This is a genomic window from Arthrobacter zhangbolii (genome assembly GCF_022869865.1).
Taxonomy (GTDB): domain Bacteria; phylum Actinomycetota; class Actinomycetes; order Actinomycetales; family Micrococcaceae; genus Arthrobacter_B; species Arthrobacter_B zhangbolii.
In genome coordinates this window covers 1,225,756-1,243,369 of sequence record NZ_CP094984.1, presented here as the reverse complement: position 1 = coordinate 1,243,369, position 17,614 = coordinate 1,225,756, and the positions used below count along the sequence as shown (strand labels likewise).

At 64.6% G+C, this 17,614-nt stretch carries 18 protein-coding genes and 1 tRNA gene; 5 read left to right on the top strand and 14 right to left on the bottom strand.

Annotated elements, in window-relative coordinates:
* Positions 1-136: 136 nt before the first annotated feature.
* The 3 genes from MUK71_RS05770 to MUK71_RS05760 form a co-directional block, all read right to left on the bottom strand.
* On the bottom strand, positions 137-418 hold the full coding sequence (locus tag MUK71_RS05770; protein WP_146363391.1) for a pyrophosphorylase: 282 nt from the start codon (positions 416-418) through the stop codon (positions 137-139).
* 262 nt (positions 419-680) lie between these two features.
* Positions 681-2,237, bottom strand: coding sequence for a solute symporter family protein (locus tag MUK71_RS05765; RefSeq protein WP_231710030.1), 1,557 nt, complete (start codon positions 2,235-2,237; stop codon positions 681-683).
* A 65-nt stretch (positions 2,238-2,302) separates the two neighbouring features.
* Complete coding sequence (locus MUK71_RS05760) at positions 2,303-2,674, bottom strand: DUF485 domain-containing protein (RefSeq protein WP_227904377.1); 372 nt, start codon at positions 2,672-2,674, stop codon at positions 2,303-2,305.
* Between the two features lie 210 nt (positions 2,675-2,884).
* Here MUK71_RS05760 and MUK71_RS05755 point away from each other — a divergent pair, with 210 nt between their 5' ends.
* Genes MUK71_RS05755 through MUK71_RS05740 form a run of 4 tightly spaced genes read left to right on the top strand, consistent with a single transcriptional unit; the run spans position 2,885 to position 6,777 of the window.
* Positions 2,885-4,096 (top strand): sensor histidine kinase, encoded by a 1,212-nt coding sequence (locus MUK71_RS05755; protein WP_227904376.1) that lies wholly within the window; start codon positions 2,885-2,887, stop codon positions 4,094-4,096.
* Positions 4,097-4,106: 10 nt separating this feature from the next.
* The gene (locus MUK71_RS05750) at positions 4,107-4,847 is read left to right on the top strand and encodes a LytR/AlgR family response regulator transcription factor (RefSeq protein ID WP_227928978.1); all 741 of its coding nucleotides are present in this window, start codon (positions 4,107-4,109) and stop codon (positions 4,845-4,847) included.
* A complete protein-coding gene (locus tag MUK71_RS05745) occupies positions 4,844-5,233 on the top strand; it encodes a DUF485 domain-containing protein (RefSeq protein WP_227928977.1) in 390 nt (129 codons plus the stop codon). The genes MUK71_RS05750 and MUK71_RS05745 overlap by 4 nt, the downstream gene beginning before the upstream one ends.
* Positions 5,234-5,265: 32 nt before the next feature.
* On the top strand, positions 5,266-6,777 hold the full coding sequence (locus tag MUK71_RS05740; protein WP_227929050.1) for a sodium/solute symporter: 1,512 nt from the start codon (positions 5,266-5,268) through the stop codon (positions 6,775-6,777).
* Here the strand turns inward: MUK71_RS05740 and MUK71_RS05735 are convergent.
* The 6 genes from MUK71_RS05735 to rpsB form a co-directional block, all read right to left on the bottom strand.
* Positions 6,774-7,352, bottom strand: a complete 579-nt coding sequence (locus tag MUK71_RS05735) for a DivIVA domain-containing protein (protein ID WP_227904373.1) — start codon at positions 7,350-7,352, stop codon at positions 6,774-6,776. The genes MUK71_RS05740 and MUK71_RS05735 overlap by 4 nt on opposite strands.
* Before the next feature lie 234 nt (positions 7,353-7,586).
* Positions 7,587-8,477 carry a phosphatidate cytidylyltransferase gene (locus tag MUK71_RS05730; protein WP_423723773.1) on the bottom strand — a complete coding sequence of 297 codons (891 nt, stop codon included), beginning with the start codon at positions 8,475-8,477 and terminating at the stop codon, positions 7,587-7,589.
* A 77-nt stretch (positions 8,478-8,554) separates the two neighbouring features.
* On the bottom strand, positions 8,555-9,112 hold the full coding sequence (frr, locus tag MUK71_RS05725; RefSeq protein WP_227904371.1) for a ribosome recycling factor: 558 nt from the start codon (positions 9,110-9,112) through the stop codon (positions 8,555-8,557).
* A 291-nt stretch (positions 9,113-9,403) separates the two neighbouring features.
* Positions 9,404-10,135 (bottom strand): UMP kinase, encoded by a 732-nt coding sequence (gene pyrH, locus MUK71_RS05720; RefSeq protein ID WP_227904370.1) that lies wholly within the window; start codon positions 10,133-10,135, stop codon positions 9,404-9,406.
* 139 nt (positions 10,136-10,274) lie between these two features.
* Positions 10,275-11,114: a translation elongation factor Ts gene (gene tsf / locus MUK71_RS05715; RefSeq protein ID WP_227904369.1), complete on the bottom strand. Its 840-nt coding sequence runs from the start codon at positions 11,112-11,114 to the stop codon at positions 10,275-10,277.
* A gap of 130 nt (positions 11,115-11,244) precedes the next feature.
* Positions 11,245-12,111: a 30S ribosomal protein S2 gene (rpsB, locus tag MUK71_RS05710; protein WP_227904368.1), complete on the bottom strand. Its 867-nt coding sequence runs from the start codon at positions 12,109-12,111 to the stop codon at positions 11,245-11,247.
* Positions 12,112-12,570: 459 nt separating this feature from the next.
* Between rpsB and MUK71_RS05705 the strand changes: the two genes are divergently transcribed.
* The gene (locus MUK71_RS05705) at positions 12,571-13,164 is read left to right on the top strand and encodes a M23 family metallopeptidase (RefSeq protein WP_227928976.1); all 594 of its coding nucleotides are present in this window, start codon (positions 12,571-12,573) and stop codon (positions 13,162-13,164) included.
* A 73-nt stretch (positions 13,165-13,237) separates the two neighbouring features.
* Here the strand turns inward: MUK71_RS05705 and MUK71_RS05700 are convergent, their stop codons facing one another.
* From MUK71_RS05700 to MUK71_RS05680, 5 genes are all read right to left on the bottom strand, one after another.
* A complete protein-coding gene (locus MUK71_RS05700; RefSeq protein WP_227904366.1) occupies positions 13,238-14,422 on the bottom strand; it encodes an acyl-CoA dehydrogenase family protein in 1,185 nt (394 codons plus the stop codon).
* Between the two features lie 186 nt (positions 14,423-14,608).
* A tRNA-Ile gene (locus MUK71_RS05695) sits at positions 14,609-14,682 on the bottom strand.
* 77 nt (positions 14,683-14,759) lie between these two features.
* On the bottom strand, positions 14,760-15,959 hold the full coding sequence (locus MUK71_RS05690) for a glycosyltransferase (protein ID WP_227928975.1): 1,200 nt from the start codon (positions 15,957-15,959) through the stop codon (positions 14,760-14,762).
* A gap of 11 nt (positions 15,960-15,970) precedes the next feature.
* The gene (locus MUK71_RS05685) at positions 15,971-16,894 is read right to left on the bottom strand and encodes a DMT family transporter (RefSeq protein WP_227904364.1); all 924 of its coding nucleotides are present in this window, start codon (positions 16,892-16,894) and stop codon (positions 15,971-15,973) included.
* Positions 16,895-16,957: 63 nt separating this feature from the next.
* A complete protein-coding gene (locus tag MUK71_RS05680; RefSeq protein ID WP_341482040.1) occupies positions 16,958-17,599 on the bottom strand; it encodes a CDP-alcohol phosphatidyltransferase family protein in 642 nt (213 codons plus the stop codon).
* Between the last annotated feature and the right edge of the window lie 15 nt (positions 17,600-17,614).

Genomic DNA, 17,614 nt, shown 5'->3' with positions numbered 1-17,614 from the left:
GGCCGGAAGCGACCACCGGCCGAACAGCCGGGGCGAATGGATTGCCCGGCCGGTCCAAAGCGCGTGCCGGCCGGATAGCCGTCCGCGGCAGCGGAACAGCTATCCGGCCCTTACAACGCGGACGGGAACGGCTCGCTTACGCGCCGCCGCCTGCGGAGAAGATGTCCTGCGAAATCTTCTGCAGCTGCGTACGCAGCTCTTCGAGCTCCTGGCGGGCCTTATCCAGCGCTGCCTTGGTTTCCGGCCACGTTGAACCGCGGAACTGGGCGGCCAGCGGGCCGTCCCATACGTTCGGGTCTGACAGGATCTTGCCCTGCGCGTCCAGCGCCTGAATCTGGTCGGTGAACCCGCCGTTGATGATGGACTGCACCTGGTTGATGGCAGACTTCGCCTGCTCGGTGGACAACACGCGTGACATATGGATTTCCCCCTCTAGAGACAATGGCTCCGCCGCCCGATGAAATCCGCTGAACATTTCCGTTGACACGGATTCCGCTAACCTTTCGGGCAACGGGGCGATGAAGACAGTGGTAACAGACACACACAATACCAATACGGGACGCTGAATCCCGTTTTTTGCGTGCACCTTTCGCCGGTTTTACCGGTGCATGCTTTTAGGTGGCACACAAAAGGCAGGACCCGCCGAAGCGGGCCCTGCCTTTATGCCTGCGGCAGCTGCCTTAGTGGTCAACCGCCTTTTCAGCGCCGACACCGGTGAGCGAACGCACTTCCATTTCCGCCTGCTTGGTGGCGGATTCGGTGTTCTTATCCAGGACCGTGCCCAGCCAGCCCAGGAAGAAGGCCAGCGGGATGGATACCAGACCCGGGTTGTTCAGCGGGAACCAGGCGAAGTCCGCCCCGGCAATCATCGAGGTTTCGGCACCCGAGACTACGGGCGAGAAAGCGATGAGCAGGATCGCCGAGCCAAGGCCGCCGTACATGCTCCAGACCGCGCCCTGGGTGGAGAATTTCCGCCAGTACAGCGAGTAGATGATGGTCGGCAGGTTCGCGCTGGCTGCCACGGCGAAGGCCAGAGCCACCAGGAAGGCCACGTTCTGTCCCTGTGCGCCGATGCCGCCGAGGATGGAGACGATGCCGATCACCACCACCGTGGTGCGGGCCACCTTGACTTCACCGTCGGCGTCGACCTGGTCCTTGCGGATCACGCTGGCGTAGATGTCATGGGCGAAGGACGCCGCTGCGGTGATGGTCAGGCCGGCCACCACTGCAAGAATGGTGGCGAAGGCGACGGCGGAGATCAGGCCCAGGAGTACCGGCCCGCCGAGGGCGAAGGCCAGCAGCGGGGCTGCCGAGTTCACCCCGCCGGGAGCCGACTTGATCGCGTCTGCGCCGATAAGTGCTGCTGCACCGTAGCCCAGCACCAGGGTGAAGAGGTAGAACAGGCCGATCAGCCAGATGGCCCAGACCACCGACCGGCGGGCTTCCTTGGCCGTGGGGACGGTGTAGAAGCGCATCAGCACGTGTGGCAGTGCCGCAGTGCCCAGCACCAGCGCCAGGCCCAGGGAGACGAAGTCGAGCTTGGAGGTTTCAGACTTGCCGTACTGCAGTCCCGGATCCAGGATGGCGGCATTGCCGGAGGTTTCCACGGCAGCCCCCAGCAGTTCGGAGAGGTTGAAGCCGTGCAGTGCCAGGACCCAGACGGTCATGATGGCGGCGCCGGCAATCAGCAGGCAGGCCTTGATGATCTGCACCCAGGTGGTGCCCTTCATGCCGCCGATCAGTACGTAAATGATCATCAGGCCGCCGACGACGGTGATCACCAGTGACTGGCCCACCTTGCCGTCGATACCCATGAGCAGGGACACCAGTCCGCCGGCACCGGCCATCTGTGCCAGGAGGTAGAAGAAGCAGACCGCCAGGGTGGTGATGGCCGCGGCAATGCGGACCGGACGCTGCTTGAGGCGGAAGGAGAGCACATCGGCCATGGTGAACTTGCCGGTGTTGCGCAGCATTTCAGCGACCAGCAGCAGGGCTACCAGCCAGGCGACGAGGAAGCCGATGGAGTAGAGGAAGCCGTCATAGCCGTTGATGGCAATGGCGCCGACAATGCCGAGGAAGGACGCCGCGGAGAGGTAGTCCCCGGCAATGGCCGTGCCGTTCTGCGGTCCGGTGAACGAGCGGCCGGCGGCGTAGTAGTCAGCGGCGGTTTTATTGTTGCGGCTGGCCCGCAGCACCACTACCAGGGTCACGGCCACGAACAGGCCGAAGATAATCATGTTCAGCAGGCCGGTGTCCTTGATGGAGTCGGCCGTAATGTCGGCTGCAGCTATCTGCACAGTGTTCACTTGTTCTCCTCCGGACGGCTGACGCCCTTGGCCTCAAGTTCGGCGCGGATCTCCGCGGATATGGGGTCCAACCGGCGGTTGGCGTAACTGACGTACCACATGGTGATGCCAAAGGTGCTGACAAACTGCAGCAGACCCAGAATCAGTCCGATGTTGATGTTGCCAATCACCGGAGTGGACATGAAGTCATGCGCGTAGTCGGCCAGCAGGACGTATGCGAAGTACCAGACCAGGAAAACCACGGCCATGGGGAAAATAAAGCTGCGCTGGCGCTTGCGTAGTTCCTGGAACTCGGGTGAGCTCTGAACTTCCCGGAAGTCCACCTGGTCAGGGTGCGCAGCGTGTGAAACCGGCTGCTCTTCAGCCATTGTTCCTCCTCTGTTGGGGCCCGCCCTGCGCGCTGCGCCCACCTCGAAAAGGTCAGGACACGACGCCGTGCAAGCTGTGACGCTCATCACTTTCCTACACCCCGGCGGCCGTGTCCGCCCGACGCCCCGCAGCGTCGGTGAACGGTCAGTTCCGTGCGGTGAACGGCATCCCCGCCGGTTCCCGCTCCGGTGTGAGGCTAGGGTGGTGCCATGCTCAGTCCCGCCGTTGATATTGCCCTGGTCTGCGCCATTGCGGTCCTGACCATCGCGGTGGTGGGCGCGCTCGGCTTCCGGCTGACCCGCTCGCAGCGGGATCTGGGTTCCGACGCCGAACGGGCCACCTATGCCACGCTGCATACCGCGTCCCTGGCCTCGGCGCACCTGCGCGCCGGCCTGACGCCGGCCGGGGCGCGCAAGGCCAGCCGGCACCTGCGCGACCTGCTGGACTGCGACACCCTGGTGATCACCGATGCCTCCACGGTGCTCGCCTGGGAGGGCACCGTGCCGGACACGGCCGTACGGCGGGAGAGGCTGCAGTCCGCGGCGGCACTGGTCCTGGAGTCCGGCCGCACCCGGGTGTTCCGCGGCGCTGCGCTCCGGGCGCTGGGGCTGGAGCACTCCGGACGGGAACTGCTGGTGGCCCCGCTCCCGGTCAACGGGCAGACGGTGGGCACCGTGGCCGTTTTCGCGCCGACGGTGCGGGCCGGTCTGGTCCGTGCCGCAAACGAAGTGGCCGGATGGCTTGCCACCCAGGTGGAGCTGGCGGAGCTGGACACCTCCCGCGCCCAGCTGATGGAGGCCGAGGTCCGGGCGCTGCGGGCCCAGATCAGTCCGCATTTTATTTACAACTCGCTGAACGCGATTGCTTCCTACATCAACACCGATCCGGCACGTGCCCGGGAGCTGGTGGTCGAGTTTGCCGACTTCACCCGTTACTCCTTCCGCCGGCACGGCAACTTCACCACCATCGCCGAGGAACTGCAGTCGGTGGACCGGTACCTGCTGCTGGAGCGGGCCCGTTTCGGGGAACGGCTGAAGGTCAGCCTGCAGATTGCCCCCGAAGTGCTGCCGACCGTTATCCCGTTCCTATCCCTGCAGCCGCTGGTGGAAAATTCCGTCCGCCACGGCCTGGAGGCAAAGGACGGACAGGGCCGGATCACCATTGCCGCCGTGGATGCCGGGGCCGAAGCGGTGATCACCATCGAGGACAACGGTGTTGGCATGGACCCCGGTTATCTCCGGTCTGTTCTGGCCGGACATGCCGAGGGCGACCACGTGGGACTGCGCAACGTGGACGTGCGGCTGCGCCAGGTGTACGGGGACTCGCACGGTCTGGTGATCGACACCGCGCCGGGTGCCGGAACCCTGATCACCATGCGGGTGCCCAAGTCGCAGCCGGAGAACCGGCCAACAAACGCGTAATCTGTCTCACATGCGTAAACCTGCCCGCCCCCTGACCGTTGTGGTGGCCGACGACGAAGCGCCCGCCGTTGAGGAACTTGCCTACCTGCTCGGCCTGGACGCACGGATCGGTACCGTGCACCGGGCCGGCAGCGGAGCCCAGGCCCTGCAGGAGATCGAGTCACGCGACGTCGACGCCGTGTTCCTGGACATCCACATGCCTGCGCTCTCCGGCCTGGACATCGCCAAGGCCCTGGCGCGCCGGGAACGTCCGCCGGCCGTGGTGTTCGTGACCGCGGACGAGGACCAGGCGCTGCGCGCCTTCGACCTTGCCGCCTTGGACTATCTGCTCAAACCGGTGCGTCCGGAGCGCCTCTCGGAGTCGGTGCGCCGGATCTGCGAGTTAGGTGCCGAGAGCGATGCCCCGGACGCCGACGTCGTCACCGTGGTGCAGGGCGCGACAACGAAAATCATTCCCCGCGCGGACATCCGCTACGTTCAGGCGCAGGGTGACTACGCCCGGCTGCACACCGCCGAGGCCTCCTACCTCATCCGGGTGCCGCTGGCGGACCTGGAAGAGCAGTGGGCGGAGGCAGGTTTCGTGCGCATCCACCGGTCCTATCTGGTGGCCAGGAACCATCTGCGCCAGGTGCGGCTGACCGCAGGCCGGGCCAGCGTGCGCCTGGGCGACGTTGATCTGCCGGTCAGCCGGCGCCACCTGCCCGCTGTCCGCAACACGCTGGAGGCCGGACGCGTCCGGCCCACATCATGAAGAACGGCGAGACCCCCGCAGCGCCGGCACCGCGCCGCGTCCGGGTGACTGCCACCGGCATCTCCGGCGGAGCAGCCCCGTTCCCGGTGTCCCGGGAGCTGGATGAACAGTCCGAGGTTGGAGAGCTCGTGATCGGCTCCCTGATCCGCAGCCAGCTCCGGCTGGCACTGGTGGTCGGCGGCGGGTTTCTCCTGATCCTGCTCAGCGTCCCGGTACTGCTGGCCTTCCTTCCCGTGATTGCAGACCTGAGCATGTTCGGGGTTCCTGCACCGTGGATCCTTCTGGGTGTGGGGGTGTACCCGCTGGTGATCGGCTGCGGGATGCTCTACGTCCTCAGTGCCCAGCGCAACGAGAACCGGTACCGCGATCTGGTGGACGGACGGTAGGCGCCGGCGTGGATCTTTCTTTGGACCCCGGCATGAGTCCGGGCATCGGTTATGCCGCCCTGGCTTTCGTGGCTGCCGCCACCCTGCTGATCGGGTTCTACGGCCTGCGTATTTCCCGGACCACCAGCGACTTCTACGTCGCCTCACGCACGGTTAAGCCGTGGTGGAATGCCTCGGCTATCGGCGGGGAATACCTTTCTGCCGCAAGTTTCCTCGGCGTGGCCGGGCTCATCGTTGCCTCCGGTGTGGATGCCCTCTGGTTCCCGATCGGCTATACCGGCGGCTATCTGATGCTGCTGCTGTTTGTGGCCGCACCGCTGCGGCGTTCGGGCGCCTACACCGTACCGGACTTTGCCCATGCCCGGCTCGAGTCCCTTCCTGTCCGGCGGCTCACCAGCCTCCTGGTGATCGCCGTCGGCTGGCTGTACATCGTCCCCCAGATGCACGGTGCCGCTTTGACCATGCGCATCACCACCGGCCTGCCGGCCTGGATCGGCTGCCTGGTGGTAACCGGCGTCGTCTGCGTCAGCGTGGTGACCGGCGGGATGCGGTCCATTACGTTTGTGCAGGCGTTCCAATACTGGCTGAAACTGGTGGCCATCGGCGTTCCCGTGCTGTTCATCCTTTTCCGCCTGGCCGGTGACGGTCCGCCCGGTCCGGGCGGAGCGCAGCTCCTGGCCGAAGCCCTGGATCCGCAGACCCATGCACCGCTCTACCGCAACATCTCCCTCAGCATTGCCCTGCTCTGCGGCACCTTGGGCCTGCCCCATGTGCTGGTGCGGTTCTACACGAATCCGGACGGCGCCTCGGCCCGGCGGACCACACTGATTGTGCTCGGCCTGCTGTCCCTGTTTTACATTTTCCCCATCACATACGGGGTTCTGGGCCGGATTTATGCACCGGACCTGGCAGCCGACGGAAACACGGATGCCACGGTGCTGCTGCTTCCCGGGCGCGTGTTCGACGGCGCCTCCGGTGATTTGCTGGCTGCCCTGGTGACTGCCGGGGCCTTCGCAGCGTTCCTCTCCACGAGCAGCGGGCTGACGGTTTCGCTGGCGGGGGTCATCAGCCAGGAGTTTTTCCGCGGCAGCGTGCGCGGCTTCCGGCTCTCTGCCGTCCTGGCCGCCGTGGTCCCGCTGGTCATTGCCCTGCTGACCGAGTCATCGGCCCTGGCCGGAAGCATTGGCATGGTTTTTGCCTTCACGGCCTCCACACTGTGCCCCCTGCTGGTGCTGGGCATCTGGTGGCGGCCGCTGACCGCTGCCGGGGCCGGGGCGGGGATGTTCACCGGTGCCCTGCTGTGCGGCGGCGCAATGGTGGCAGGTGCCGTCCTACCCCGGATGGGGGCCTCGATTCCGGCGTGGATAGAGCAGCCTGCCGCCTGGACGGTGCCGGCTGCCTTTGCCGTCACCGTGATCGTGTCCAAGCTGACGTCCGGCGCCCTGCCCGGCGGAGCGGCGAAATTCCTGGCCCGACTGCATACACCGGAGCCCCTTGAGCGGCCCCGTCCCGGCGCCGGGTCCCCCACCGAGGACAACCGTTAGTCTATGGACGCCATCAGCTCGACAACGCGGTCCAGGAAGGCATCCACCTGGGTCTCTTCATAACCGTCGGCACCCCGTGCCTCGCGGAACACGGCGCGGCGCACCACATCGACACTCAGCGGACGGTCATGCTCGAAGTAACCGAGAAGTTCGTTGCAGAGCGCGTCCACGTCCTTAACGTTGTAACTGGGGACACGCTTCTTGACCGGACGGCGGAACCGCTCCCCCGGCTTCCGGTGCAGCCTTGCCCGCAGCACGGCTGACATGCGGCCGATCTGCAGCAGCCACGCTTCCTCACCGCGTTCGGTGATCATCTCGTCGCGCTCCCGCTGGGCGAAAACGTCCTCGAGGCGGTCCAGGGCCGCGTCCACTGCCTGCGGTTCGTAGCCGCCCTTGGCCGGGTCGAAGGCCATGGACCGGACATCCGCACTGGTGACGGGCTTCGCGGTCCTGGATTCCGAGTTGTAGTAGTTCCGTGCCTTGGTCAGGAACTCATCGACCTGGCGGATGTTGTAGCCGTAGTCCCGTCGTCCCACGCGCTCGAAAGGGGCACTGGCCTGCCGCTCATCGTCCATGAATGTACTGTTCCTCTGTGGTTATTGCCTCGGGAGCTATTGCCGCTGGAGGCCGTGTTGGCACCGGACACTCCGCGTCCAACGCCTGAAAAACTCTGAAACATCTTACGACGCCGCCGTCGGGGCCGGGTTCAGGCGCACCGGTTGTTGCCGGACCGTTACGCTTACTGCGTTTCCGCAGCGGCTGCCAATGGCCGGGCGGCGGCCGCCGGTCGGTACCAGCGGGGAATCCCGTCAGGACACCGCCGACAGCAGCACCGAAAGAAGGAAGACCACCGGGGAGGCGAAGACCACCGAGTCCAGGCGGTCCATCACCCCGCCGTGTCCGGGCAGGAGGTTGGACATGTCCTTGACGCCGAGTTCACGTTTAACCATGGATTCGGAGAAGTCCCCCGCCGTTGCCGCGGCCACGGTTGCGACCGCCAGTGCCACGCCGAACCACCAGGGCTGGTCCAGGAACAGCACCGCTGCCCCCACTCCGACAATGGCAGCGCCGGCCGCCGACCCGGCGAATCCCTCCCAGGATTTCTTCGGGCTGATCTTCGGGGCCATGGGATGCTTTCCGAAGAAGGCACCCACCAGGTAACCGAAGGTGTCATTGGCTACCACCAGCAGAAGCAGCACGGCCACCCGGATCTGCCCGTCCGGCTCGCGCAGCAGCAGCAGGGCGAAGCTGAGCAGGAAGGGAACCCAGAGCACCACGAAGATGCCGGCGAGGATGCTCTGGATCGCTTCGGCAGCGGTATCAATGCTGCGCCAGAGCAGAATCGCCACTGCCGTGGCAACCGTGGCAAAGGCCAGCGCCTCCGTACCGCCGAAGTAGGCGGCGAAAGGCAGGCCCACGGATCCGACGAGTACGGGCACCAGGGGCACCTTCATGCCCCGCACCTCCAGGGCCCGGCTGACTTCCCAGACGCCGACGGCGGCGAAGGCCACCGCTATCACCACGATGGCGAACGGCAGGAACAGCAGGCCTACAAGCAGAGATCCCAGGAGAATAACGCCGACGGCGATGGCAGCGGGCAGGTTGCGTCCGGCCCGTGACACTTTGGCCGGTTTGGCATCCTTACCGCTCCGGTTGCGGGCGCGGCGTCCGCCGGCCTGGCTGGACTCCGGTGCGCTCATATCCTGGGCCTTTGCTGCCGGAACTGTCTCGACGGACGGTGACCCGCCAGCCTGGGTGGAAGGCTGGGTGTCACTCATCAGACCTCGAGAAGCTCGGCTTCCTTGCGCTTGAGGAGCTCGTCGATGGAATCCGTGTGTGCCTTGGTCAGGGCATCAAGGTCCTTTTCGGCGCGGGCACCGTCATCCTCGCCGACTTCGCTGTCCTTCACCAGACGGTCAATCCCGTCCTTTGCCTTGCGGCGGATGTTCCGGACGGAGACCTTGGCGTCCTCTGCCTTGCCGCGGACAATCTTGACGTATTCCTTGCGGCGGTCCTGGGTAAGTTCGGGCATGATGACCCGGATGACCTTGCCGTCGTTAGACGGGTTGGCACCCACCTCGGAGTCGCTGAGCGCACGCTCAATGGCACGCAGTGCGGTTACGTCGTACGGAGTGATCAGCAGGGTGCGGGCATCCGGCGTGGCAAAGGATGCCAGCTGCTGAAGCTGCGTCGGGGAACCGTAGTAGTCCACCAGCACCCGGGAAAAGAGTGCCGGGTTGGCGCGGCCGGTCCGGACGGAGGAGAAGTCTTCCTTAGCAACTTCCACCGCCTTGTCCATTTTGTCGGCGGCCTCTTTCAAGGTGTCTTCAATCACGGTCTCTCCTCATAAAACAGTGTCCGCAGGCAATATTGCCTGGCGGCCGGGCTCTTATATCATCCTAAGCCAAGGGTGCGGGTTCCCTGCACCGAGCGCAGCGACCACAACACGCAGGTGGCAAGGTGCGGCGCCCCGGCATCCACCCGCTACGGTGCAGGTCCCAACAGCCGGGGCGGTTCTCCCGCCCTGCGGGACCTGGAGGAAGGCGGCTTTAAATTCCGGAGGCCGCCTGCGGCCGAGGGAATTTCGTTGCCGCCGTTCCAGGTGCCGCAGGGCCGTCATTCACAGCTAGTTGGAAACGATGGTGCCGATCTTCTCGCCACGGATCGCGCGGGTCACGTTACCCTCGCCCTCCATGCCGAAGACCACCATGTCCAGGTCATTGTCCTTGCACATGGTCATGGCCGTCTGGTCCATCACGCGGATGTCCTGGCGCAGGGCGTCGTCGTAGGTCAGGGTCTCAAGGCGCCGCGCGTTGGGGTCCTTGTTGGGGTCCGCAGTGTAGACACCGTCCACGCCGCTCTTGGCCATCAGGACCTCATCTGCGTGGACCTCCAGGGCACGCTGTGCGGCCACCGTATCGGTGGAGAAGTAGGGCAGGCCCGCGCCCGCACCGAAGATCACTACACGGCCCTTCTCCAGGTGCCGGATGGCCCGCCGGGGAATGTACGCTTCAGCAACCTGGCCCATGGTGATGGCGCTCTGCACCCGGGTCTCGACGCCGGCCTGCTCCAGGAAATCCTGCAGCGCGAGGCAGTTCATAACCGTGCCGAGCATGCCCATGTAATCCGCGCGGGAGCGGTCCATGCCGCTGGTGGACAGTTCCGCGCCGCGGAAGAAGTTCCCTCCGCCCACCACAATGGCGACTTCAACTTCACCGACGGTTGCCGCGATCTGTTTGGCCACGGCACGCACGGTATCCGGATCAACACCGAGCTTCCCGCCGCCGAACACCTCGCCCGAAAGTTTCAGCAGGACGCGTCGTCGCGGGGAATCGGTGTCTTTCAATACGTGGGCCATTGTGCCTCCCGGGCATAGATGCTGATGCTGCTTTTAAGACTAGTTAGCTGTTCTGGACAGGCAAAAGGGGTGGTCACCCGTGGTGACCACCCCCTCTGTCATGATGACGTTTTCGTCGGAACCGTTATGGCCTAAGGAATTAGGCGCCTACACGGAAACGGGCGAATCCAACGGGAGCAACCCCGGCTTCTTCGAGCACCTTGCCGACGGTCTTCTTGGCGTCCTTGGCGAACGGCTGGTCCAGCAGGACGATTTCCTTGAAGAAACCGGTCAGACGGCCTTCAACGATCTTGGTCAGCGCGCCTTCGGGCTTGCCTTCCGCACGTGCGGTCTCGTCGGCGATGCGGCGTTCGTTCTCGACGGTCTCTGCCGGAACTTCGTCACGGGTCAGGTAGGTCGGAGCGTAGGCAGCGGTGTGCACAGCGACGTCGTGGGCGGCCGTGGCAGCGTCTGCGCCTTCGCCGTCGACGGCGAACAGCACGCCGACCTGTGCCGGAAGATCCTTGGAGGTCTTGTGCAGGTAGGCATCAACGGTCTTGCCTTCGATGCGTGCCACGCGGCGGACAACAACCTTCTCGCCCAGGATGGCGCCTTCCTCGACGACAACCTCGGACAGCGGCTTGCCGTCAACGTTGTAGGCAAGGAGGGTTTCGGCGTCGGCAGCAGCGGACTCAACAGCGGCGGCCAGCACCTTGTCAGCCAGTTCGATGAACTTGGCGGACTTGGCAACGAAGTCGGTTTCGCAGTTCAGTTCGATCATGACACCAACGGTGCCGTCGATGACCTTGGCAGCAACCAGGCCCTCAGCGGTGGAACGGCCTTCACGCTTGGTAGCGCCCTTCAGGCCCTTGATGCGGATGAGCTCCATGGCCTTGTCGGCATCGCCGTTGGCCTCGTCCAGAGCTTTCTTTACATCCATCATGCCGGCGCCGGTGCGCTCGCGCAGTGCCTTGATATCAGCAGCGGTGTAGTTCGCCATTTGGACTCCAGTCCTCCCGTTATAAGTATTGGTGCGGTTCCGCCAGTGCGGCTGGTCGGGAATCCCGGCCAGCCGCACCAACAGATACCCGGTCCCGGCGTTAGATCACCCGGACCAAGGAATTCGTTCTTTACTTCTCAGTTACTTCGGCGGCCGGAGCGTCTACGACGGCGTCGACTCCTGTTGCTTCAGCGGCGGGGGCCTCTGCAGCGGCTTCGGCTGCGGGTGTCTCTGCAGCGCCTTCAAGCAGTTCGCGCTCCCACTCGGCCAGCGGCTCGGCCGCGGCTTCGGTGTTCCCGGACTTGTTGTGGCGGACCATCAGGCCTTCCGCAACGGCATCGGCGATGACGCGGGTCAGCAGGTTTACGGAGCGGATGGCGTCGTCGTTGCCCGGGATCGGGAAGTCGACGTCGTCGGGATCGCAGTTGCTGTCCAGGATGGCAACAACGGGGATGTTCAGCTTCTTGGCCTCGTCAATGGCCAGGTGTTCCTTCGGGGTGTCAACAACCCAGAGCAGGGACGGTGCCTTGGTCAGGTTGCGGATACCACCGAGGTTGTTCTGCAGCTTGGTCAGTTCACGCTTGAGGAGCAGGAGCTCCTTCTTGGTGTGGCCGGAGGAAGCAACGTCCTCGAAGTTGATCTCTTCGAGTTCCTTCATGCGCTGGATACGCTTGGCAACGGTCTGGAAGTTGGTGAGCATGCCACCGAGCCAGCGCTGGTTGACGTACGGCTGGCCAACACGGGTGGCCTGCTCGGCGATGGCTTCCTGGGCCTGCTTCTTGGTACCGACGAACAGGACGGTTCCGCCGTGGGCAACGGTGGCCTTGACGAACTCGTAGGCACGGTCGATGTAGGACAGCGACTGCTGCAGATCGATGATGTAGATGCCGTTGCGCTCGGTGAAGATGAAACGCTTCATCTTCGGGTTCCAACGGCGGGTCTGGTGACCAAAGTGGACGCCGCTGTCGAGCAGCTGGCGCATTGTAACGACGGGCATGTCGTCACTCCTTCCGGCAGCAGCCGTGCGCACGGCGCACTGGTCCTACTGCCTATTGACGGTTTTAGCTGTACGCCCGGGCGGGCGGAGCTCCTGGTATCCATCAGCCGAATTCCTGTGAGGGCTTCCAGCGTGCCTCCCCTGCCGGCATTGCCGGACCGTTGGAGATGCACCCCCGTGACGGGGATAGTTGGGATACGCGTAGTCAGATTCCCGTGCGTATGGGTGCTGCCCCGGACAATGATCCCGGACAGCCCGCGGAGTGAACAGAACAAGTCCGTTGGTTTCAATCCACGCAGGCCACATGGCACAGCAAGCTGCTCCGTCAAGTGTACTACAGCGCCGGGGACCAAACGCACGGTCCCGGACCATTCCTCCCCATGGCAGCGGCAATGGTGCGCGCTCCACCCGGGGAGGGTTCCGGCGACGTTATCTGCACCTGGACAGCATGCTGGCCCCATGAGGATATTCCCGTCCCTGCCGCTGGTGGCGCTCCTTCTGGTGGCAGTGCTCCTACCGGCCCCGCCTGAGCCGGCACCGGCTGTCCCTGTCTCCACAGGGCGGGTGGGCGGTGCCCGGTTTGCCGCGCCGTGGTCGTGGCCCCTGAGTCCGGATCCCGCACCGATCAGATACTTCGATAAACCCGCCCAGCCGTGGCTCGCCGGGCACCGGGGTGTTGACCTGGCAGCGACGCCGGCCGCTCCGGTTCTCGCCCCGGCGGACGGCTACGTTGTTTTCGCCGGCGTGGTGGTGAACCGCCCGGTGCTCACCATTGACCACGGCAGCGGACTGAAATCCAGTTTTGAGTCGGTGACAGCGTCTGTGGGCACGGGTACCTTCGTGGCGCGGGGAACCGAGGTCGGCACGGTGGCGTCCAGTCCGGAAGTGCACTGCAGCGGCAACTGCCTTCACTGGGGTGTGCGGCTGGAGAAGGAGTACGTCAATCCTCTGGACTACGTCCTGGACCGGCGGCCGTCCGTGCTGCTGCCCGTCGGTAATTCGGCGGCAGTGGGACGCGGGCCGCTGTTCCGGATCCCGCGTTTCCGGTTTTAAACGTCCCGGCCGGGTCCTATGCAGGACCCGGCCGGGGTTCTTTACTGGTCCCGAAGACGGGATGCGGCGTTACTTAGACGAACGCGGCTACACCCGTGATCGCACGGCCGGTAACCAGAGTATTGATCTCGTAGGTGCCTTCATACGAGTAGATTGCCTCGGCATCGGCGAAGATCTTCGCCATGCCGTAGTCGGTGACAATGCCGTTGCCACCCAGGATACTGCGGCCGAGGGCAACGGATTCGCGCATACGGGCGGTGGTGAAAGCCTTGGCAAGTGCGGACTGCTCATCCTTGGCCTGGCCGAGGTCTTCCAGCTGGGCCAGGCGGACCATCATGCCCAGCGAGCTGACCGTGTTGCCCAGGATCTTTACCAGCTGTTCCTGCACCAGCTGGAAGGATGCCAGCGGCTTGCCGAACTGGTGGCGTTCCACCGCGTACTTGCGGGCAACATCAAAGGCAGCCATCTGCTGGCCCACGGCCTGCCAGGCTACGGCAAGGCGGGTAACCTTCAGCACCTTGTTGGTGTCGCGGAAGCTGTTTGCGCCCTTGAGGTGGAAATCGTCGCTGACCACCACGTTGTCCAGCACGATGTCCGCGTTCTGCACGGTGCGGAGCGCAATCTTGTTTTCGATCTTCGTGGCGCGGTAACCGGGGGTCTTGGTGTCCACGAGGAAACCCTTGACCTGGTTGTCTTCAACGTCGCGGGCGTAGATGACAACCCAGTCGGAGAACGTGGCGTTGCCGATCCAGCGCTTTTCGCCGTTGAGGATCCAGTTGTCCCCGTCGCGGCGTGCGGTGGTGCGGGTGCCGCCGGCGACGTCGGAACCGCCGAGCGGCTCCGTCAGGCCGAAGGCGCCGATCTTCTTCATGGCGTAGATATCCGGCAGCCAGGCTGCCTTCTGCTCTTCGGAGGCCAGTGCCTCAATGGAACCGGTGAAGAGGCCGTCATGCACACCCAGGAACGTGGCGAACGAGGTGTCCGCGCGGGTGACCTCAGCGTGGCAGAGGCCGGCGAAGAGGTTGGAGTAGCCCTGGCGGTAAACCGGGCTCATTACGTCAAGTTCGGCGATCTTGGGGATCATGTGGTGCGGGAATTCACCGGCGTTCCACCAGTCAGCGGCGTGCGGTTTGACCTCCGCGGCAAGCCAGGTCCGGATTTCATGCAGACGGTCGCGCTCCTTGTCAGTGAGCAGGTCCTCGAATGCGTAGAAGTCGCCGTCCGGGTACGGAAGGTTGTCGACGTCGATAGTTGCCATGGAAATATCCTTCGCTGCTGATCATCGGTGATCTGCCGGCCCCCGTGGGGAACCCGCTGAGCCAATGTTACCCATCAGTAACAAGGATCACAACGTCGATTAAAACAAACACACCCCGGCCCGAAGACCAGGGTGTGTTTGCGGCAATCCGATGCGTCACATACGGACGACTCGCATCACCACCGGTAGGGCTGGTGGGGCTTGAACCCACGACCCACGGATTATGAGTCCGCTGCTCTGACCAGCTGAGCTACAGCCCCTTAGGTACCGGTGCGCCTTACGGGCAACGTTGCCATCCTAGTGTGTACGGACGCCGCGGAACCAATTCAGCAGTTTGTCACCGGGCGGGAATGCCTTCCACGGGCACACCGCGGTACAGACCCTCAAAGGTGGCCAATGTGGCCTCCAGGCTGTGCCGGTCCACCATCTCCCGGCTGTAACTGCCCATCGCCTGACGGTCCTCCGGCGCGAGTTCCAGGATCTCCGTAATGCGCCCGGCGAGTTCGTCACTGTCTCCGGGCGTAAACAGGTACCCGTTACGGCCCTTTTCCACCAGGTGCGGCAGTGCCATGGCATCGGCCAGCAGCACGGGCTTGGACGCGGACATGGCCTCCAGCGTTACCAGGGACTGCAGTTCAGCGGTGCCCGGCTGGCAGAACAGGTCCGCCTTCAGGTACGCCTGGCGAAGTTCCTCGTCCGAGACCAAGCCGCGGAACACCACCCGGTCCCCCAGCCCCAGCCGCTGCGCCTGTGCCTGCAGGGCAGGCTTGACTTCCCCGCCGCCGACAATTTCGGCACGTATGCCCAGCTCCGGCGGTGTCTTGGCCACGGCATCGATCAATACGTCCACGTGCTTTTCCTCAGCCAGCCGGCCGACAAACAGCACTGTGGGTCCCGGATGCGGCTCAATCTGCTCCCCCGGGCGGGGTTCATAGACCGACGCGTCAATGCCGTTGGAGAGCGGCATGACGTCATGCAGGAAGGCGTGGCGGTACATGGCCTCGGCGGCCAGCGGGGTGGGCGTGGTGACCACCTGCGCCTGCCCCATGACCTTGCCCATGTCCTTCCAGGAGTTCTTCGCCACAATCCGTTTGACCCATTTGGGGAACGGAAGGAACGGGTCCAGGTTCTCGGGCATGAAGTGGTTGGTGGCGATGACCCGGATGCCGCGCTTGCGTGCTTCGTAGAGCGTGTACTCCCCCACCATGTAGTGGCACTGGATGTGCACCACGTCCGGCTGCACCCGGTCAAAGAGCAGTGCGATTTCCTTCTTGATCTCCCATGGCAGGCAAATGCGCCAGTATTCATGGGTCGGGACGCCGTGCGAGCGGAGCCGGTGGACCGCCCACTCACCGTCAAGATCGGTGCGGCTGCCGCCGTCGACGTCGTTCGGGGCCAGGACGTGCACGTTGTGGCCCCGCCCGTGCATGCCCCGCGCCAGCCGGTAGCCGAACTGTGCAGCGCCGTTCAGATGCGGAGGATAGGTGTCACAGGCAATCAGGATCGTCAGCGGTTTTTGTACCGGCGTTTCGGTCACGTTGGAGGTCCTTATCGGTGTTTCGGATTCTTTGAGGCCAGCTTCTGCCGCCTCCGCTCTTCATTCCGCCGCTGGATAACATCAGGGTGGTACCTCGAGAGGGCTATGACCCCAACAATAGCAATCAGGGCTGCAACAGCCATGGCAACGGCGGCCACTGCGGGCACGTCGGGGCGCAATTCATGCAGCACGGAGATGCCGATGGCGATCCCCACCATCGGATCAATAACGGTCAGGCCGGCGATCACCAGGTCCGGAGGGCCGCTGGAATATGCGTTCTGCACAAACCATGAACCCAGTGCGCCGGCCGCAGCGATGCCCACGATGGTGTACCACGGCACGTTCAGCAGGAAACGGCCGTTGGGGTTGAGCAGGTCCCCGGCGATGATCTTGGTCAGCACGGCCACAAAACCGAACAGGATCCCCGCCCCGAGGATGTGCGCAATGGCGCCGAGCCGCTTGCCGAACACCAGGTTCAGGGTGCCGAAGAACGCCACCACGACGGCGAGGATCAGCACAATGGTCACTTCCTGGGCCGGCTCCACCTCCTGCTGGCTGCGGGTGACCAGGATGGCCAGCGACACAAACAGCATGCTGCCCGTGACGCAGGCGGTGATGGCGGCGACAGTGATGCGGTTCATCCGCAGCCCCTGGTCGCGCGAGTTCACCACCGTGGTGATCACCAGGGCAATCGAACCGATCGGCTGCACCACGGTGAGCGGGGCCATGGAGAGTGCGGCCACGTTCAGGGCCATGCCCGTACCCAGCAGCAGAAGGCCGAAAAGCCATCGCGGATTGCGCAGCAGCCTGCTGAGCTGGGAAGAGTTCAATGCCAGTCCGCCGGTGTCGGCGCGGACGGCGCTGCCCTGGCGCTGGGCGCCAAAGGCGAGGAAGAAGGCGCTGGCCAGGGCGCAGGCGACGGCGATCCCTACCATCAGCAGCGTCCTGCCGCAGTTCCGGCCCGGGAAGCGCCCAATCCGGCGGGCACCCGGATGGTTCTAGGGAACATGGCCGGTTCCGGTTCCGGCCGGGACCTGCTCCTGCAGGTGCTGGTATTTTCGCCAGGCGGCAGCGAGATAGCCACCCGCCGCTGCAATGTGCCCGAGGCAGCCAAGGACCAGCACGATGGTGCCGGCCGCGGCGAGCCCGGGTGAGTCGAATCCAGGGACCCGGTTCAGCAGCAGCAACGGGGCGCCCACCAGCAGAAGGGCGGTTCGGACCTTGCCGATGGTACTCACCGGAAGGTCCGGGCTGCCACGGAAGAGCACCAATGCGTTGAGGATCAGGACAGCATCCGGAACGGCAATGCTGAGGATCAGCCAGGCCGGGGCGATGCCGTCCAGCACAAACGTGGCCGAGACGATTATCAGGGCCAGCCGGTCCGCTACCGGATCAAGCCACTGGCCGGTGGTGGAAACCTGGTTGAGCCGGCGGGCCAGATAGCCGTCAATCCAGTCGGTGGATCCCACAATGACCAGTGTGAGGAAGGCGCTGCCGTAGCGGTCCTGGGCAATGAAAAAAACAAACAGCGGAATGCCCAGAAAGCGAAGGACCGTGACCAGATTCGGTATGGTCCAGAACCTCTCCGACACGGTCAGTTCCATGTCGGGACGTGTTCCGGCACCGATGAGTTTGATCACGGTCCGTTCCCCTCG

Excerpts from the sequence above, each read along its gene's own strand:
- MUK71_RS05770 (WP_146363391.1), bottom strand. The coding sequence starts at position 418 with ATGTCACGCGTGTTGTCCACCGAGCAGGCGAAGTCTGCCATCAACCAG.
- MUK71_RS05765 (WP_231710030.1), bottom strand. The coding sequence starts at position 2,237 with ATGATTATCTTCGGCCTGTTCGTGGCCGTGACCCTGGTAGTGGTGCTG.
- MUK71_RS05760 (WP_227904377.1), bottom strand. The coding sequence starts at position 2,674 with ATGGCTGAAGAGCAGCCGGTTTCACACGCTGCGCACCCTGACCAGGTG.
- MUK71_RS05755 (WP_227904376.1), top strand. The coding sequence starts at position 2,885 with ATGCTCAGTCCCGCCGTTGATATTGCCCTGGTCTGCGCCATTGCGGTC.
- MUK71_RS05750 (WP_227928978.1), top strand. The coding sequence starts at position 4,107 with ATGCGTAAACCTGCCCGCCCCCTGACCGTTGTGGTGGCCGACGACGAA.
- MUK71_RS05745 (WP_227928977.1), top strand. The coding sequence starts at position 4,844 with ATGAAGAACGGCGAGACCCCCGCAGCGCCGGCACCGCGCCGCGTCCGG.
- MUK71_RS05740 (WP_227929050.1), top strand. The coding sequence starts at position 5,266 with ATGAGTCCGGGCATCGGTTATGCCGCCCTGGCTTTCGTGGCTGCCGCC.
- MUK71_RS05735 (WP_227904373.1), bottom strand. The coding sequence starts at position 7,352 with ATGGACGATGAGCGGCAGGCCAGTGCCCCTTTCGAGCGCGTGGGACGA.
- MUK71_RS05730 (WP_423723773.1), bottom strand. The coding sequence starts at position 8,477 with ATGAGCGCACCGGAGTCCAGCCAGGCCGGCGGACGCCGCGCCCGCAAC.
- pyrH (WP_227904370.1), bottom strand. The coding sequence starts at position 10,135 with ATGGCCCACGTATTGAAAGACACCGATTCCCCGCGACGACGCGTCCTG.
- tsf (WP_227904369.1), bottom strand. The coding sequence starts at position 11,114 with ATGGCGAACTACACCGCTGCTGATATCAAGGCACTGCGCGAGCGCACC.
- rpsB (WP_227904368.1), bottom strand. The coding sequence starts at position 12,111 with ATGCCCGTCGTTACAATGCGCCAGCTGCTCGACAGCGGCGTCCACTTT.
- MUK71_RS05705 (WP_227928976.1), top strand. The coding sequence starts at position 12,571 with ATGAGGATATTCCCGTCCCTGCCGCTGGTGGCGCTCCTTCTGGTGGCA.
- MUK71_RS05700 (WP_227904366.1), bottom strand. The coding sequence starts at position 14,422 with ATGGCAACTATCGACGTCGACAACCTTCCGTACCCGGACGGCGACTTC.
- MUK71_RS05685 (WP_227904364.1), bottom strand. The coding sequence starts at position 16,894 with ATGGTAGGGATCGCCGTCGCCTGCGCCCTGGCCAGCGCCTTCTTCCTC.